This window comes from Mitsuaria sp. 7, from assembly GCF_001653795.1.
In the GTDB taxonomy this organism is placed as follows: domain Bacteria; phylum Pseudomonadota; class Gammaproteobacteria; order Burkholderiales; family Burkholderiaceae_C; genus Roseateles.
Genome location: NZ_CP011514.1, coordinates 3,156,213 through 3,173,353 on the forward strand (window position 1 = coordinate 3,156,213; position 17,141 = coordinate 3,173,353).

15 protein-coding genes and 1 tRNA gene are annotated in these 17,141 nt (G+C 67.7%); 4 read left to right on the top strand and 12 right to left on the bottom strand.

Annotated features, from left to right (window positions below; genetic code table 11):
* Nucleotide 1: 1 nt before the first annotated feature.
* The 5 genes from uppS to rpsB form a co-directional block, all read right to left on the bottom strand.
* Nucleotides 2–733 carry a polyprenyl diphosphate synthase gene (uppS, locus tag ABE85_RS13815; protein WP_255362421.1) on the bottom strand — a complete coding sequence of 244 codons (732 nt, stop codon included), beginning with the start codon at nt 731–733 and terminating at the stop codon, nt 2–4.
* A gap of 13 nt (nt 734–746) precedes the next feature.
* A complete protein-coding gene (gene frr / locus ABE85_RS13820) occupies nt 747–1,307 on the bottom strand; it encodes a ribosome recycling factor (protein WP_067275502.1) in 561 nt (186 codons plus the stop codon).
* Between the two features lie 50 nt (nt 1,308–1,357).
* Nucleotides 1,358–2,068: a UMP kinase gene (gene pyrH, locus ABE85_RS13825; protein WP_067275503.1), complete on the bottom strand. Its 711-nt coding sequence runs from the start codon at nt 2,066–2,068 to the stop codon at nt 1,358–1,360.
* 107 nt (nt 2,069–2,175) lie between these two features.
* The gene (gene tsf, locus ABE85_RS13830; protein WP_067275506.1) at nt 2,176–3,072 is read right to left on the bottom strand and encodes a translation elongation factor Ts; all 897 of its coding nucleotides are present in this window, start codon (nt 3,070–3,072) and stop codon (nt 2,176–2,178) included.
* Between the two features lie 129 nt (nt 3,073–3,201).
* The gene (gene rpsB / locus ABE85_RS13835) at nt 3,202–3,948 is read right to left on the bottom strand and encodes a 30S ribosomal protein S2 (RefSeq protein ID WP_067275508.1); all 747 of its coding nucleotides are present in this window, start codon (nt 3,946–3,948) and stop codon (nt 3,202–3,204) included.
* 214 nt (nt 3,949–4,162) lie between these two features.
* Here rpsB and ABE85_RS13840 point away from each other — a divergent pair, with 214 nt between their 5' ends.
* The 3 genes from ABE85_RS13840 to ABE85_RS13850 all read left to right on the top strand — a co-directional run bounded on the left by ABE85_RS13840 (nt 4,163) and on the right by ABE85_RS13850 (nt 8,320).
* Entirely contained in the window at nt 4,163–5,518 is a 1,356-nt protein-coding gene (locus tag ABE85_RS13840) for an amidase (RefSeq protein ID WP_067275510.1), read from the top strand.
* 1 nt (nt 5,519) lies between these two features.
* Complete coding sequence (locus ABE85_RS13845) at nt 5,520–6,725, top strand: FAD-dependent oxidoreductase (RefSeq protein ID WP_067275514.1); 1,206 nt, start codon at nt 5,520–5,522, stop codon at nt 6,723–6,725.
* A gap of 80 nt (nt 6,726–6,805) precedes the next feature.
* On the top strand, nt 6,806–8,320 hold the full coding sequence (locus ABE85_RS13850; protein ID WP_067275516.1) for a bifunctional ADP-dependent NAD(P)H-hydrate dehydratase/NAD(P)H-hydrate epimerase: 1,515 nt from the start codon (nt 6,806–6,808) through the stop codon (nt 8,318–8,320).
* Nucleotides 8,321–8,453: 133 nt separating this feature from the next.
* Here the strand turns inward: ABE85_RS13850 and rnr are convergent, their stop codons facing one another.
* Nucleotides 8,454–10,862, bottom strand: coding sequence for a ribonuclease R (gene rnr, locus ABE85_RS13860; protein ID WP_157522380.1), 2,409 nt, complete (start codon nt 10,860–10,862; stop codon nt 8,454–8,456).
* A gap of 171 nt (nt 10,863–11,033) precedes the next feature.
* Here rnr and ABE85_RS13865 point away from each other — a divergent pair.
* A tRNA-Leu gene (locus ABE85_RS13865) sits at nt 11,034–11,118 on the top strand.
* Between the two features lie 206 nt (nt 11,119–11,324).
* Here ABE85_RS13865 and ABE85_RS13870 read toward each other — a convergent pair.
* From ABE85_RS13870 to hflK, 6 genes are all read right to left on the bottom strand, one after another.
* Nucleotides 11,325–11,846 (bottom strand): phosphoribosyltransferase, encoded by a 522-nt coding sequence (locus ABE85_RS13870; protein WP_067275520.1) that lies wholly within the window; start codon nt 11,844–11,846, stop codon nt 11,325–11,327.
* A gap of 72 nt (nt 11,847–11,918) precedes the next feature.
* The gene (locus ABE85_RS13875) at nt 11,919–13,256 is read right to left on the bottom strand and encodes an adenylosuccinate synthase (RefSeq protein WP_067282692.1); all 1,338 of its coding nucleotides are present in this window, start codon (nt 13,254–13,256) and stop codon (nt 11,919–11,921) included.
* Between the two features lie 52 nt (nt 13,257–13,308).
* On the bottom strand, nt 13,309–14,472 hold the full coding sequence (locus ABE85_RS13880; protein WP_067275522.1) for an ATP phosphoribosyltransferase regulatory subunit: 1,164 nt from the start codon (nt 14,470–14,472) through the stop codon (nt 13,309–13,311).
* A 166-nt stretch (nt 14,473–14,638) separates the two neighbouring features.
* Nucleotides 14,639–14,824, bottom strand: a complete 186-nt coding sequence (locus tag ABE85_RS13885; protein ID WP_067275525.1) for a DUF2065 domain-containing protein — start codon at nt 14,822–14,824, stop codon at nt 14,639–14,641.
* A gap of 92 nt (nt 14,825–14,916) precedes the next feature.
* A complete protein-coding gene (gene hflC / locus ABE85_RS13890; protein WP_067275528.1) occupies nt 14,917–15,816 on the bottom strand; it encodes a protease modulator HflC in 900 nt (299 codons plus the stop codon).
* Between the two features lie 19 nt (nt 15,817–15,835).
* On the bottom strand, nt 15,836–17,113 hold the full coding sequence (gene hflK, locus ABE85_RS13895) for an FtsH protease activity modulator HflK (RefSeq protein ID WP_255362423.1): 1,278 nt from the start codon (nt 17,111–17,113) through the stop codon (nt 15,836–15,838).
* Between the last annotated feature and the right edge of the window lie 28 nt (nt 17,114–17,141).

The following is a 17,141-nucleotide window of genomic DNA, read 5'->3' on the forward strand; positions in this document are numbered from 1 at the left end:
CTCAAGCCTCCTGGGCGACGCCCGGAACGTTCACCCCGCCGAAGCGGCGGTCGCGCGCCCGGAACGCGGCGATCGCCTCGTCCAGTTGCGCCTCGCCGAACTCGGGCCACAGGCAGTCGGAGAACACGAACTCGGTGTACGCGGTCTGCCACAGCATGAAGTTGCTGATGCGCAGTTCGCCGCCGGTGCGGATGAAGAGGTCGGGGTCCGGCGCATAGCTCATCGCCATGAACTCGGACAGCCGGGCCTCGGTCAGCTCGGCCGGCGGCACGCCCGCTTCCATCGCCTTGCGGCAGGCCTGGACGATGTCCCAGCGGCCGCCGTAGTTGAACGCGACGTTCAGCGTCAGCTTGGAATTGTGGGCGGTGGAGCCCTCGGCTTCGGCCCAGGCGGCCCGCAGCTTGTCGGACACCGCCTCGCGGTCGCCGACGATGCGGATGCGCACGCCCATCGCGCCCATGCGGGCCAGGTAACGCGACACCGCCGCCAGCACCAGGCCCATCAGGCCGGACACCTCGTCGCTGGGACGCTTCCAGTTCTCGCTGGAGAAGGCGAAGACGGTGAGGTACTCGATCTCGCGATCGATGCAGGCCTGGACCACCCGCACCAGGGCGTCCACGCCCTGCTTGTGGCCGAAGAAGCGCGGGAGGAAGCGCTTCTTCGCCCAACGACCGTTGCCATCCATGACGATGGCCACATGGCGGGGCACTCCCGCCTTGCTGTCGGCGCTCACGAGGATGCGACGGTCAGACGGCCATGATCTCGGCTTCCTTGGCCGAGAGCAGCTTGTCGATGTCCTGGACGACGCGGTCCGTCAGCTTCTGGACCTCGTCCTGGCTGCGACGCTCGTCGTCCTCGGTGATGACCTTGTCCTTGGCCATCTTCTTCGCCTGTTCGTTGGCGTCGCGGCGCAGGTTGCGCACGGCCACCTTCGCGTCTTCGGCGGCGCCCTTGGAGACCTTCACCAGGTCGCGGCGGCGCTCTTCCGACAGCGGCGGCATCGGCACGCGGATCAGGTCGCCCATGGACGACGGGTTCAGGCCCAGGTCCGATTCGCGGATGGCCTTCTCGATCTTCTGGCTCATGCCCTTCTCCCAGGGCTGCACGCTGACCGTGCGGGCGTCCAGCAGCGTGACGTTGGCCACCTGGGAGATGGGGACCATGGAGCCGTAGTAATCCACGTGCACCTGGTCCAGCAGGCCCGGGTGGGCGCGGCCGGTGCGGATCTTCTGCAGCTCGTTCTTGAACGCCTCGACGGACTTGGCCATCTTGGCTTCGACGTTCTTCTTGATGTCGGCGATGCTCATGTTCTTTTCCTCGATCAGGGGTCGGCGTGGTCTCTAACGCGCGAACCCGGTCAGACGTGCACCAGCGTGCCCTCGTCCTCACCCATCACGACGCGCTTGAGCGCGCCCTGCTTGAAGATCGAGAACACGCGGATCGGCAGCTTCTGGTCGCGGCACAGCGCGAACGCGGTGGCGTCCAGCACCTGCAGGTTCTTGCCGATGGCCTCGTCGAAGCTGATGCGCGCATAACGCGTGGCCGTCGGGTCCTTCTTGGGGTCGGCGGTGTAGACGCCGTCGACCTTGGTCGCCTTCAGCACGATCTCGGCGCCGATCTCCGCGCCACGCAGCGCGGCGGCCGTGTCGGTCGTGAAGAAGGGGTTGCCGGTGCCGGCGGCGAAGACGACGACCTTGCCCTCCTCCAGGTACTGCAGCGCCTTCGGGCGCACGTAGGGCTCGACGACCTGTTCGATCGCGATCGCCGACATCACGCGCGCGGTGATGCCTTCCTGGCGCATCGTGTCGGCCAGGGCCAGCGAGTTCATCACCGTGGCCAGCATGCCCATGTAGTCGGCCGTCGCGCGGTCCATGCCGACCGCGCCACCCGCCACGCCGCGGAAGATGTTGCCGCCGCCGATGACGACCGCGACCTCGACGCCGAGCTTCGTCACTTCCTGGATCTCTTGGACCATGCGCACGATGGTGGCGCGGTTGATCCCGTAGGAGTCTTCGCCCATCAGGGCTTCACCGGAAAGCTTGAGCAGGATGCGTTTGTGGGCGGGCATTGTTACCTCTTCAATACAGCCGATGGAGGGAGTGTCGTGCGTGCGCCTGCATGCGCAAGCGCACAAGTGTAAAGGGCGCCAGAGGCGCCCTTTTTGAGTCGTGACGCTTATTGCTGCTTGCTTGCAGCCGCCACCTGGGCAGCCACTTCGGCAGCGAAGTCGTCGACCTTCTTCTCGATGCCTTCGCCCACCACGTACAGGGTGAACGACTTCACCGTCGTGGCCTTGTCCTTGAGCATCTGGGCGACGGTCTGCTTGCCGTCGGCGGCCTTCACGAAGACCTGGTCCTGCAGCGAGACTTCCTTCAGGAACTTCTGCACCGAGCCTTCGACCATCTTGGCGACGATCTCGGCCGGCTTGCCGGACTCGGCGGCCTTCTCGGCGGCGATCTTGCGTTCCTTCTCGACCAGCTCGGCCGGGACTTCGGCGGACGACAGCGCGGCCGGCTTCATCGCGGCGACGTGCATCGCGACGTCCTTGGCGGCGACTTCGTCACCGTCGAACTCGACCATCACGCCGATGCGGGTGCCGTGCAGGTAGGAGGCCAGCTTGGTGCCTTCATAGCGCTTGAAGCGGCGGATCGTCATGTTCTCGCCGATCTTGCCGATCAGGCCGGCGCGTACGTCTTCCACCGTCGGGCCGAAGCCTTCCTGCGACAGCGGCAGGGCGGACAGGGCGGCGATGTCGGCGGGGTTGCTGTCGACGATCAGACCGGCCAGCGCGTTCACGAACGCCAGGAAGGCGTCGTTCTTCGACACGAAGTCGGTTTCGCAGTTGACTTCGATCAGCGCGCCGGCATTGCCCTTCACGGCCGCGGCGACGACGCCTTCGGCGGTGACGCGCGAGGCGGCCTTGCCGGCCTTGCTGCCCAGCTTGACGCGCAGGATCTCTTCAGCGCGGGTCATGTCGCCGTCGGCTTCGGTCAGCGCCTTCTTGCACTCCATCATCGGGGAGTCGGTGCGGGCGCGCAGCTCGGCGACCATGCTTGCGGTAATTGCTGCCATTTCAATCTCCGTATGTCGCGGCCCGGAACGCTCCGGCGCCGCTGAAATCTGAATCTGCTTAGACTTTACTTGGACGAAGGGGGCTGAATCAGCCCCCTTGTCAGAACCCGTCGTGGGTCAGGGCCTGGATCAGGCGCCTTCGTTCACTTCGACGAATTCGTCGCCTTCAGCGGCGACGGCCGTGACGACTTCGTTCGACGAGTTGGCGCGGCCTTCCAGCACGGCGTCGGCGACAGCCTTGGCGTACAGGGCGACAGCCTTGGCCGAGTCGTCGTTGCCGGGGATGACGTAGTCGATGCCTTCGGGCGAGTGGTTGGTGTCCACGATGCCGATGACCGGGATGCCCAGCTTCTTGGCTTCCAGGACGGCGATCTTGTGGTAGCCGACGTCGATGACGAACAGGGCGTCCGGCAGCGCGACCATGTCCTGGATGCCGCCGATGTTCTTGTCGAGCTTGTTGATGTCGCGCGTGAACATCAGGGCTTCCTTCTTGATCGCGGGCTGGGTGCCAGCCTCGATCTGTGCCTGCATGTCCTTGAGCTTCTTCAGCGAGGTCTTGACCGTCTTGAAGTTGGTCAGCGTGCCGCCCAGCCAACGCTGGTTGACGCTCGGGACGCCGGCGCGCTCAGCTTCGGCGGCGACGATGTCGCGGGCCTGGCGCTTGGTGCCGACCATCAGGATCGTGCCGCGCTTGGCAGCCAGCTGGCGCACGAACTTCAGGGCTTCCTCGAACGCGGGCAGCGTCTTCTCGAGGTTGATGATGTGGATCTTGTTGCGATGGCCGTAGATATACGGGGCCATCTTGGGATTCCAGAAGCGGGTTTGGTGGCCGAAATGGACGCCGGCTTCCAGCATCTCACGCATCGTGACGGACATAAGTAACTCCGAAGGTTGGTTCTAGAATCCGGCACGAATTGCGACGTCTGATGGACGTTGCAACACCTTGATTCGCCGGATTCGCGAATTTGCGATGAGCGACAAAGGCACGACATCACTGTCCGACCCCTGCCTGCACACCGCGTTCCCACCGGACTCCAGCCCCATTGGCTGGCGTATCCGGGAAAACCCATCGAGTATAACCCGTTTTCGCATGCCGATCGACCTGACCGAGGCGCTCGCCTCGCTGCGCCTGGGCCGCCACTCGGCGCGCTCGCTGTTGTCCGACGCCCTGTCACGCGCAGACGACGAAGCGTGCCGGCATGTCTTCCTGCGCTGCTTCGACGAGGAGGCCCGTGCGGCCGCCGAGGCCTCGGACGTCGCGCATGCACGCGGTGAGCCCCGTCCGACGCTCGGCGGTCTGGCGGTATCCGTCAAGGACCTGTTCGACGTCGCCGGGCATCCGACGACCGCCGCGTCCGCCGCCATGGACGATGCACCACCCGCCAGGCACGACGCGCCCGCCGTCGCCCGGCTGCGCGCCGCCGGCGCCGCGCTGGTCGGCCACACCAACCTCAGTGAGTTCGCCTTCTCCGGCGTCGGCATCAATCCACATCACGGCACGCCCCGGAATCCGGTGACACGCGCGATCGACGGCGTGGATCGCATTCCCGGCGGATCGACCTCAGGCGGCGCGGTCAGCGTCGCCACCGGCGCGGCGTGGGCAGCACTCGGCTCGGACACCGGCGGGTCGCTGCGCATCCCGGCCGCGCTGCAGGGACTGGTCGGCTTCAAGAGCACGGCGCGGCAGGTGCCGCTCGATGGCTGCGTGCCCTTGTCGCCCTCGCTGGACACGGCCGGCGCGATCACGCGCTCGGCGCGGGATGCCGCGCTGCTGCATGCGGTGCTGAGCGGCGAACCCGTCGAGCTCGACACGCGGCCTTTGAGCGCATGGCGCTTCGCGATCACGCCGGACTTCATGCAGGACGAACTCGAGCCTGCGGTGGCTGCTGCGTTCGAACGCGCCCTCACGACGCTGCGCGCCGCTGGCGCCGCCATCGAGGAACGCGCGCTGCCCGCCCTGCCCCGTGTGGCGGAACTGCAAACACAAGGCGGCATCACCGCGGCAGAGGCCTGGGCATGGCACCATGCGCGCCTCGCCGAACGCGGCGACCGCTACGACCCGCGCGTCGCGCAGCGCATCCGCCGCGGCGAGGCCATCCTGCCCGCCGCCTACCAGGCACTGCTCGATGCCCGCCGCCGCTGGATCCAGGACATGACGGCCGCGATGGCCGGCATCGACGCCTTCCTCAGCCCCACTGTTCCGCTCCAAGCCCCGGAGATCGCCCCCTTGCTGCACAGCGACGACCTGTTCTTTGCCACCAACGCGCGCCTGCTGCGCAATACCGCCGTCGTGAACCTGCTCGACGGCTGCGCGATCTCGATCCCGTGCGAGCACCCCGGCGAACTGCCGGTCGGCCTGATGCTGTGGGCGCCCGCGCTGCGCGATCACGCGGTGCTGAGCGCTGCATCGGGCGTCGAAGCGGCACTCGCCGCGAGGACGCGCTGAGATGCGGGTCGCCATCATCGGAGCCGGCCTGGCCGGCGTCACGAGCGCTTACGAACTCGCGCTGCAGGGCCACGAGGTCCACGTCTTCGAACGCGACACCAGCGTCGCCACGGGCGCGAGCTTCGCACCGCCGGGGCTGATCGCGCCCGGCCTGATGGCCGCACGGCCGGATGTGCCGCTGGCATGGCGCGGCAAGCCGGGTCAGCTCGGCTGGAAATTCGCGAATTGGCGCGCCGGTCGCGCGCGCGGCGCCCAGGCCATGCCGGAGGCGCTGCATGCGCTCGCGCAGCGCGGGCAGGCCGTGATGGCCGTGTGGCGACGCGAGTTGAAGATGGACGTCGAACGTGAAGCCGGTGTACTGCTGCTGTGGCGCACTGCCAAGGACTACAAGAGCGCGGCGCCGCTGCTCGCGCGGCTGCAGGAACGGCAGGTGCCGCACCGCGAGCTCGACGCCGAAGGCTGTCGCGCGCAGGAGCCCGGACTCAATGCCGAAACCACGCTGCACGGCGGCATCCTGTTGACGCAGGACGAGGCGGCCAACGCCCGCCAGTTCAGCCAGGCGCTGAAGCTGGAAGCGCAGCGGCTCGGCGTCCAGTGGAACTTCAACACCGACGTGCTACGCATCGAGCCGGGCAGCCAGCCGGCCGTGCACGTGGCCGCCGGTGAACCGCTGCGGGTGGACGCGGTGCTGGTCTGTGCCGGCAAGGGGGCGGTGCCGCTGCTCGCCGCGCAGGGACTGAAGCTGCCGTGGGGAACGGTCCACACGCACACGCTGACGGCGCCGCTGCGCATGCTGGAGGCCCACCCGGACCTGGGACCTCGCGCGACCGTCATCGACGTGTCGCTGGGCGTGAGCCTCACCCGCCTCGGTCAGCGCGTGCGCGTCGGCGGTGCGAACGAGTTGGGCGGCTACTCATCCCAGCCGGATGGTCAGTCGATGGGCGCGTTGCATCAGGCCGCGCACGACTGGTTCCCCGGCGCCCTGCTGGCCGGCGGTCAGCAGCGCTGGAAGACCTCGCGCCTGCTGCTGCCCGACGAGTTGCCGCTGATCGGCGAATCCGGCCTGCCCGGCGTGTGGCTGAACATCGGTCACGGCGAGCATGGCTGGACCATGGCCGGCGCCGCCGCGCAACTGCTGGCCGCACGACTGGCGAAGAAGGACCCTGGCATCGACGCCGCACTGCTGGAGCCGGGACGGCTCAAGTGAGCCGAGTCGCCGGAGCGGCTCGATCGACCCGAGCAACCCGAGCGATCTGAGCGATCCGGGACGGGGATAGAGTCGGCGGCATGCTGCCCGTGCTCCCCACATCCCACGATCAATCCCTGCATGACGCGCCGTCGAGCCGGCGCATCGAGTCGGCGGCGCTGTCGCTGCATCCGCCGCACACGCTGATCGAGCGCGCCGGCCTGGCGGTGGCGCGACTCGCCCTGGCGCTCAAGCCCTTCGGCCGATACGCCGCGGTGTTCGCCGGTCCGGGCAACAACGGCGGCGACGGCCTCATCGCGGCGCGCCACCTGGCCGCGCGCGGATGGACGGTGGACGCGCTGCTGGTCGGGCCGGAGCCCCAGCCGGGCAGCGACGCCGCGCACGCGCTGGACACCGCCAGGCAAGCCGGCCTGAGCCTGCACACCGACCCCCAGCGGATGCCCCGGTGGGCCGATGTCGCCATCGACGCCCTCCTCGGCCTTGGTGCCAGCCGAGCCCCCGAGGGCGCGTTCGCTTCAGCCATCCAGGCCATCGACTCACTGCGAGATGCGGGCACCACAGTGCTGGCCGTCGATGTCCCCAGCGGCATCGATGCGCGCACCGGTCAGCCGCTGGGCGCGGACGCTGTTCGCGCGCATCACACGCTGACCTTCCTGACCTTGAAGTCCGGCCTGTTCACCGGGGAAGGCCGTGCGCTCGCGGGGCGCGTGTGGTTCGACGATCTCGGCGTGCCGGTCGGCGAGAAGGGGGTGGGCGTGCTCTTCGGCGCCAGCCGCATCACGCGCTGGCAAGGCGAGTTCGCGCGCTCGGCGTCGAGTCACAAGGGAAGGCAGGGCGACGTCGTCGTCCTGGGCGGCGCGCCGACGATGCGCGGCGCCGCGTGGCTGGCCGCCACGTCGGCGTTGGCGGCTGGCGCGGGTCGCGTGTACGCGGCGCTGCCGGACGACGACGGCCAGCCATGGCCCGCCCGGCCGGAGCTGATGCATTGGGATGCCGCGCGCTGGAGCACTCCGACCGACACCTGGCGGGACATCGTGGCCGTGTGCGGATGCGGCGGCGGTACGGCCATCGCGCCGGCGCTGTCCACGGTGTTGCACGGCGCGACGCGCGTTGTGCTCGATGCCGATGCGCTGAACCTCGTGGCCGCCGATGAGACGCTGCAGCACGCGCTGCGTCGTCGCGCAACGCACGGCTGGCCGACGATCCTCACGCCGCATCCGCTGGAAGCGGCGCGGTTGCTTGGACTGCCCTCCGCCGCAGGCGTGCAGGCCGATCGCCTGGACGCCGCGACGCAGTTGGCCATGCGCTTCTCGGCGACGGTCGTGCTCAAAGGATCGGGCAGCGTCGTGGTGACGCCGAAGCGGCGTCTGTCGGTCAACGCCACGGGCTCATCGGCGCTGGCAACCGCAGGCACCGGCGATGTGCTGGCCGGCTGGATCGGCGGACTCTGGGCGCAGTCGCCGGGCATCGCCCCGCACGACCTCGCCTGCGCCGCCGTGGCGTGGCATGGGGCGGCCGCCGAGGGCCATTCCGGCCCGCTGCTCGCCGCTGACCTGATCGACGCGATGGCCGCACTGCACAGCCCCTCCGCCTGAACACCGTCAACGCCTCGCCAGAAGTACGAAGGGCCTGGCATGACCAGACCCTTCTTGATCGGAGCCTCGATCGGCAGCGATCGATACCCTCGGGCACCGCGCAGGCACTGCGCAGGCACCATTCAGGCAGTACTCATGCCCCGCGCTTGCGTCGCGTCGTCTTGGCTGCCGGCGCGCCGCTGCCCTTCGCAGCGACGGACTTCGCGGCGCTGCGCGCCGTGCGCTTGACCGCCTGGACCGGATGCGTCGACGAGCCCTTCGTCGCGCGCTCCGATTTCCGGCGCTCGGCCTTCAACACGCGATCGGCCTGCTCGATGCGCTCCAGCGCGTCGACCGCCGTCGGCGGATCAGGCGGCGGCAGCGGCATCGGCTCCACCGTCGCGGCCGGAGCCGCGGCGGCCTCACGGCGCGCGCGGTGCTCGGCCCGCTTGTCCTGCTTCCTCGCGGGGCCCTTGCCCTCGCCGCCGCGCCGGTCGCCGAACTTGTCGCGATGACCGCCGCGCAGCAGGCGCTGCTCCTCGCCCTCACGCACCAGGCGGAAGTCGATCTTGCGGCCGTCCAGGTCGACACGGCTGACCTGCACCTGCACGCGCGCGCCCGTGGCGTAGCGGATGCCGGTGCGTTCGCCGCGGAGCTCCTGGCGGACCTCGTCGAAACGGAAGTACTCGCCGCCGAGTTCGGTGATGTGGATCAGTCCCTCGACATACAAGGCATCGAGCTGCACGAACAGGCCGAAGCTCGTCACCGCGCTCACCGTGCCGGCGAATTCCTCGCCGAGGTGGTCGCGCATGAAGCGGCACTTCAGCCAGGCCTCGACGTCGCGCGAGGCTTCATCCGCGCGGCGCTCGTTGGCGCTGCAATGCGCGCCGACGACTTCCCAGCGCTCCGCCTCCGTCGATGCGGAGGCCGGGCTCGGCGCCTTCGAGGCCGGCTTGCCCGGCCGCTTGGGCATCGGGTTCGCGGCTTCCATCTTGTGCGCGTCGAGCGCGTACTTCTTCGATCCGAGCAGCGCCTTGATCACGCGATGCACCAGCAGGTCCGGGTAGCGCCGGATCGGGCTGGTGAAGTGCGTGTAGGCCTGGTACGCGAGACCGAAGTGGCCCGCATTGGCCGGCGTGTAGATCGCCTGCTGCATCGAACGCAGCAGCATGGTGTGGATCTGCTGCGCGTCGGGCCGGTCCTTGGTCGCTTGCGCGATCGCCTGGTACTCGCCCGGCGAGGGGTCGTCGCTGATGCCCATACCGATGCCCAGCGCGCGCAGGTAGGCCTGCAGCGTGCCGCGCTTCTCGGGCGTCGGACCTTCATGGACCCGGTACAGCGATGCATGCTTGCCGCCCGCGATGAAGTCCGCCGCGCAGACGTTGGCGGCGAGCATCGCCTCCTCGATCAGGCGATGGGCCTCGTTGCGGGTACGCGGCACGATCTTCTCGATGCGGCCGTTGTCGTCGCAGACGATCTGGGTCTCGGTGGTCTCGAAGTCGATCGCGCCGCGCTTGGCACGTTGCGACAGCAGCGCGCGGTAGACCTCGTGCAGGTGCAGCAGGTGCGGCACCAGCGTCTTGCGCTTGTGGGCCTCGGGGCCATGCGTGTTGCCGAGAATGGCCGCCACTTCCGTGTAGGTGAAGCGCGCATGCGAGTTGATGACCGCCGGATAGAACTGGTACGCGTGCAGCTCGCCAGACTCGCTGACCAGCATGTCGCAGACCATGGACAGACGATCCTGCTCCGGGTTCAGCGAGCACAAGCCGTTCGACAGCTTCTCCGGCAGCATCGGGATGACGCGTCTGGGGAAGTAGACCGAGGTCGCGCGCTCGTAGGCATCGCGATCCAGCGGCTCGCCGGGCTTCACGTAGTGACTGACGTCGGCGATCGCGACCAGCAGACGCCAGCCCTGGAACGCCGTCTTGCCCCGGCCCTGCTTGTGGGGCTCGCAGTAGACCGCATCGTCGAAGTCGCGCGCGTCCTCGCCGTCGATGGTCACCAGCGCCACGTCGCGCAGGTCGATGCGGTGCTTCATGTCGACCGCGCGGACCTTGTCGGGCAGCTTCGCCGCCTGCGCCAGCGTGTCGGCGCTGAAGGCGTGCGGGACCTCGTACTTGCGCACGGCGATCTCGATCTCCATGCCGGGGTCGTCGATCTCGCCCAGCACTTCGGTCACGCGGCCCACCGGCTGCGAATACAGCGACGGCGGCTCCGTCAGTTCGACAGCGACGATCTGACCCGCGGTCGCGTTGGCGATCGCGTTCTTCGGCACCAGGATGTCCTGGCCGTAGCGTTTGTCTTCAGGCGCGACGAGCCAGATGCCGGACTCGAGCAGCAGGCGGCCGATGATCGGCTTCTTGCGTCGCTCGAGGATTTCCAGCACGCGGCCTTCGGGACGGTTGCGCTTGTCGTGGCGCACGATGCGCACCCGCAGGCGGTCGCCGTGCATGACGGCGTGCATCTCCTGCGAGGACAGATAAACGTCCGATTGACCATCGTCGGGCATCAGGAAACCGTGCCCGTCGCGGTGACCCTGCACCGTGCCTTCGATCTCCCCCATCGGTTGAGCGCTCTGGGCGCCCTGGGGGCTTGCATTCTTGAAGTTTTTGATAGTAGAATCCTTGTCTTTCCTGAAACGCAGAAGCACTTCTGTGTTCCGAGAAACCGAGGGCTCAAGAATACTTCAAGAAGTGGCTTGAGATGGTTTTCCGGGAGACTGGCTTCTGACCTTGCCCAGGTGGCGGAATTGGTAGACGCACTAGTTTCAGGTACTAGCGGGTAACTCCGTGGAGGTTCGAGTCCTCTCCTGGGCACCATATTCGAAAAGCCGGCCATGAGCCGGCTTTTCTCATTCTGACGCCCAGGAAGTGATGTCCAGTGGACATCACGGGAGGACTCGAATGGTTGGGACCACAGGTCCCAACCGGGGTCGCGCTTGCGTGACCGAGTCCTCTCCTGCGAAGGCAGCGAGCTTCCAGCACATACAAACAAAAAGGGCTGACAGTTGTCAGCCCTTCGTTCATCAGATCGCGAACTTCTTCGCCAGCGCATCGGGGCGCAACGCGTCGTAGTCTTCGAACGGCTGATGGATCCACGGGCTGGTTTCCAGCATCTCGACGTAATAGTCCGGGGTGTATTCCGAGACGCTCTTCGTCCAGATCACGGCCGACCGCAGCTCGCTGATCGACGGCATGCCGCGCAGCCGCTCCACCACCGCCTTCAGCGTCACGCCCGAATCCGCCAGATCGTCCACCAGCAGCACGCGACCGGCGAGTTCGCCCTTGGGCATGGTGATGTACTTGGCGATGTCCAGACGCCCCTGGATCGTGCCCGCTTCCGCGCGGTAAGAGCTGGTCGACATGATGCCCAGCGGCTTGTCGAACACGCGCGACAGCACGTCGCCGGGACGCATCCCGCCGCGGGCCAGGCACAGGATCTGGTCGAACTCCCAGCCGGAGGCATGCACCTTCAGCGCCAGGCGTTCGATCAACAGGTGGTATTCATCCCACGACACGTACAGATGTTTGCCGTCGTCGGTCAACATGGGGGAGGCTCCTCAGCGATGGATGGGGTCAGGTCTGGATAAGACGGAAAACGACAGGGCGCGAGCGGTCGCTCAGCCCTGGAACGGATGCTGCAGCAGGATGGTGTGCTCGCGGTCGGGACCGGTGGACACCATGGCGATCGGCGCGCCGATCACTTCTTCCACACGCTTCAGGTAGGCGCGCGCATTGGCCGGCAGGCGGTCCCACTCGGTGATGCCGAAGGTCGATTCGGTCCAGCCCGGGAAGACTTCGTACACCGGCTTGCAGGCGACGATCTCGTCGGCGTCCAGCGGCAGGATGTCGATCTGCTTGCCGTCGAGTTCATAGCCCACGCACATGCTGATCTCGGCCAGGCCGTCCAGGACGTCGAGCTTGGTCAGGCACAGGCCGGTGATGCCGTTGATGATGATCGAGCGCTTCAGCGCGGCGGCGTCGATCCAACCGCAACGACGGGCGCGGCCGGTGACCGTGCCGCGCTCCTGGCCGACCGTCGACAGGTGATGCCCCACCGTGCCTTCGGTTTCCCAGTCCAGTTCGGTCGGGAACGGACCCGAGCCCACGCGCGTCGCATAGGCCTTCGTGATGCCCAGCATGTAATGCAGCATCTGCGGACCCACGCCCGCGCCCGCGGCGGCGTTGCCCGCCACGCAGTTGCTCGACGTCACGTACGGATAGGTGCCGTGGTCGATGTCCAGCAGCGTGCCTTGCGCGCCTTCGAACAGGATGTTCTGACCCGCCTGATGCGCCTTGTGCAGCATGTAGCCGACGTCGGCCATCATCGGCTTGATCTGCTCGGCCAGCGACATCGCGTGGTCGAAGATCGGCTGGAACTCCAGCGCCTTCGAATTCAGGTAGCCGGTCAGCGCGACGTTGTGCAGGTCGATCAGTTCCTTGAGCTTCTTCGCGAAACGCTCCGGATGCTTCAGGTCCTGCACGCGCAGCGCACGGCGGGCGACCTTATCCTCGTACGCCGGGCCGATGCCCTTGCCGGTCGTGCCGATCTTGCCGCTGCCGCTGCTCTCGCGCAGCGCCTCGCGGGCGCGGTCGACCTCGACGTGGAAAGGCATGATCAGCGGGCAGGACTCGCTGATGTACAGGCGCGAACGCACCTCCACACCGGCCTTCTCCAGGCGCTCGATCTCCGACAGCAGATGGGTCGGGTCCAGCACCACGCCGTTGCCGATGTAGCAGGCGACGCCGTCGCGCATGATGCCCGACGGGATCAGCTGCAGCGCCGTCTTCACCCCCTTGATCACCAGCGTGTGGCCGGCGTTGTGGCCGCCCTGGAAGCGCACCACGCCTTGCGCGTGGGGCGTCAGCCAGTCGACGACCTTGCCCTTGCCTTCGTCACCCCATTGGGTGCCGACCACCACCACGTTGCGCCCGCGCGCGATCTCACTGCTTTGCATGTCGTTCATCCGATGATTGGGAGGTTGAGGGTGGAGGGGCGAATCGCGTCGCTCACAGCGATCGCAGCACCCATTGACCGCCGGCGTGCACCAGCTCGCGGTCGCATTCGAATTCGTCGTTCTCTTGCTCGTGGCCCGGGAGGACGCAGACGACGGTCTCGCCCTGTTCGCGCAGACGGCGGACCGCCGCGCGCAGGTCGGGATCCTCGCCCCACGGCGCGCGCACCGCAGCCCGCAGCGACGTGGCCGGGATCAGGCCCACCAGCGATTTCAAGTCCAGGCTGAAACCGACGGCGGGACGACGCCGGCCGAAGACCGCGCCCACCTCGTCGTAGCGGCCGCCGCGCAGGACCGCATCCGTGCCGCCCTCCGCGTACAGCGCGAAGCGCACGCCGCTGTAGTAGCCGAAGCCCGGCAGATCCGCCAGATCGACACCGATGCGCACGTCGGGATACGCCGCGCGCAGGTGATGGATCAGCCACTCCAGATCGTCCAGCGCGGCGGTGACCAGCGCATTGGCCGGCAACGCGCGACGCGCGTCGGCCAGCACCTCGACGCCACCGTACAGACGCAACAGCGTCTGCAGCTCGGCGACGACGTCGTCCGGCAATTCGTTCGAGAACGCGGCCACCCCGGCCGCATCCTTGGCGGCCATCGCGGCCACCAGGGCATTCAGACGGTCCTCTTCCAGCGCGTGATCGCCGAGCACGCCGCGCACCAGTCGCGCGTCGCCGAGATCCAGCACCAGGCGCGTCACCCCCGCGCGCTGCATCGCATCAATGGCGAGTTCCTGCGCTTCGAGATCCGCCTCGAGACCGGCATGGCCATAGATCTCGACGCCGAACTGCAGCGGTTCGCGCGTCGCGGTCAGGCCTTCGGCGCGCGTGTGGAGCACCGGCCCGCAGTAGCACAGTCGCGTCACGCCGGCGCGGTTCAGAAGGTGGGCGTCGATGCGGGCGACCTGCGGGGTCGTGTCCGCGCGCAGGCCCAGGCTGCGACCGGAGAGCTGGTCGACGAGCTTGAAGGTCTTGAGGTCCAGCGCCTGACCGGTGCCGGAAAGCAGCGAGTCGAGATGCTCCAGCAGGGGAGGCATCACCAGCTCGCAACCGTAGGTCCGCGCCATGTCCAGGAGTTCGCGTCGAAGTTCTTCGATGCGGCGAGCCTGGGAGGGGAGGACGTCAGCAATGTGCTCGGGCAGCAGCCAAGCAGAGGCCATGGACGTTCAGGGAGGGGGTTAAAAACGGCATTGTACCGGGGTCGCGACGCGCTCCGACCACCGAGACCCCCACGCGGGGGTCTGGAGCGAATTCGCCAACGGTTCAGGGAGGCTTCGTGACGGGCTGCGCAGCCCGCCCTGCCCTGCAGCGCTCAGCGCAGCCCGCTCAGAGCAGCCACAGCAGCAAGCCCCCGCACGCCAGGCTCGCCAGACCCAGGAATCGCAGTTGGCCGTCGCTCATCGCCAACAGCTTGGAGAACAGCTGTCGCCAGGTGCCGGGGCTCAGGAAGGGCAACAGCCCTTCCATGATCAGCAGCAGCGCCAGCGCCGCCAGCCATTGGTCGCCGCTCATGAAGAGGCCGCCCTTTCCGGCTGCTGCCGGTCAACCTGATGACGAGGGCCGGAGAAGGACCCGGAGGTCGCTTCGTCCGGCCCTTCCCGGGTTCACTTCTTTGGCGCGGGACCCGCCGGGGCGCCAGGGCCGCCGTTGCGCATCGCGTTGAAGAAGGGGCTCGAGGGGTCGAGCACCATCACATCGTTCTTGCCCTTGAACGAGCGCTGATAGGCATCCAGCGACCGGTAGAACTGGGCGAACTGCGGATCGCGGCCGAAGGCCTCCGAGTACAGGACCGACGCCTTCGCATCGCCCTCACCCATGATCTTCTGCGCGTCGCTGTAGGCCTCGGCGGTGATCACATCGCGCTGCTTGTCGGCATCGGCCTTGATCTTCTCGCCTTCGGCCGCGCCGGTGGAGCGCTGCTCGTTGGCGGCGCGGGCGCGTTCGGTCTTCATCCGGTTGTAGACGGCCTCGGTGATGTTGGCCGCGAAGTCCACGCGCTTGACCCGCACGTCGACGATCTCGATGCCCAGCTCCTTGGCGGTGCTCTCCAGACGCTTGCGCACGTCCTGCATGACCTTCTCGCGCTCGGTCGCCAGCACGGCGGCCACGGTGCGCTTGGTCACCTCCTCGTTCATCGCGGAATTGACCACCGGGCTCAGTCTCGATTCGAGATTGCGCAGCTGGCTGCCGTTGTTGCGGATGAACTGCTTGGGATCGACGATGCGCCACTTGACCAGCCAGTCGACGACCAGGCTCTTCTTCTCGGCGGTGAAGATCGCGCGGGGCTCGGACGAGTCCAGCGTCTGCACGCGGCGGTCCAGGAAGACCACGTTCTGCAGCGGCGGCGGCAGCTTGAATTTCAGGCCGGGTTCGGCGATCACGTCCTTGATCTCGCCCAGCGAGTACACGACGGCGTACTGACGCTGGTCGACGACGAACAGGGTCGAGCTGGCGATCATGAACAGGATCAGCAGACCGACGACGACGGAGACGATGCGATTCATTGTTGTGGGCTCCTGTCGATCAACGGCCGTCGCGGTCGCGGCTGCGCATGCTGTCGCGCGAGCGCGGATCGGTGCTCAGCGAAGGGCTGGCCGTCGATGAATCGGTCGGTGCGACCGGGGTCGGCACGGTGGTCGTGACGGTGCCCGTCTGCTGTTGCTGCATCAGCTTGTCCAGCGGCAGGTACAGCAGGTTGGAACCGCCGCCCTTGGCGTCGACCATCACCTTGGTGACCCGCGAATAGACCTGCTGCATCGCATCGATGTAGAGGCGGTCGCGCGTCACGGCCGGGGCCTTCTGGTATTCGGCCAGCACGGACTTGAAGCGCTGGGCATCACCCTCGGCGTACGACACGACCTTGGCGCGGTAGGCCTCGGCATCCTCGCGCAGACGGGCTGCCTGGCCCTGGGCGCGCGGGATCACGTCGTTGGCGTAGGCCTCGCCCTCGTTCTTCAGGCGCTCGCGGTCCGCGTTCGCGCGGAAGGCGTCCTCGAAGGCGGCCTGCACCTGTTCCGGCGGCTGCACGCTGTTCAGGTTGACGGCGGAGATCTGGATCCCCGTCTTCAGCCGGTCCAGCTGCTGCTGGATCGACGTCTGCAGTTCGTTGGCGATCTGGTCGCGCTTCTCGTAGAGGACCGCGTTGGCCTCGTTGCGGCCGACGATCTCGCGCACCGCCGACTCCGACGCCAGCGTGACGGCCTCGTCGGTGTTGACGTTCTCAAACAGATAGTCGCGCGAGTCCTTCAACCGGAACTGCACGGTGAAGCGCACGTCGATGATGTTCTCGTCCTGCGTCAGCATCGACGAGTCGCGCAGGCCCGTGGCCTGACCGACCGTGTTGCGACCGATCTCGACCGAGCGCAGCTGCGTGACCGACACGACCTCGTGCGCCTGGAACGGGTACGGGAAGCGGTACTGGATGCCGGCGTCCACCGTGCGGCTGTACTTGCCGAACGAGGTGACCACGCCCTGCTGGCCTTCCTGCACGATGAACACGCCGCTGGCCAGCCAGCCGAGCAGCACCACGCCGACCACGAGGCCGGCACCGATGCCGGCGCCGCGCATGTCGGGCTGGGGATTGCCGCCGCCGCCCGTGGGGCCGTTGCCGTCATTGCCGCCGCGGCCGCCGAACAGGCGAGAAAGCTTGCGGTTGAAGTCGCGCCACAGCTCGTCGAGGTCAGGCGGGCCTTCATTGCGGCCGTTGCTCATCCAGAGCCCGAACCGGCGGCGCAGGCTGCCGGCTCCACCCCGCGGGTCACGTCCGCCACCGGCGACGGACATGCGATCGTCTTGATTCATACGCATCCTGATGAGGAAGTCTTGTTGC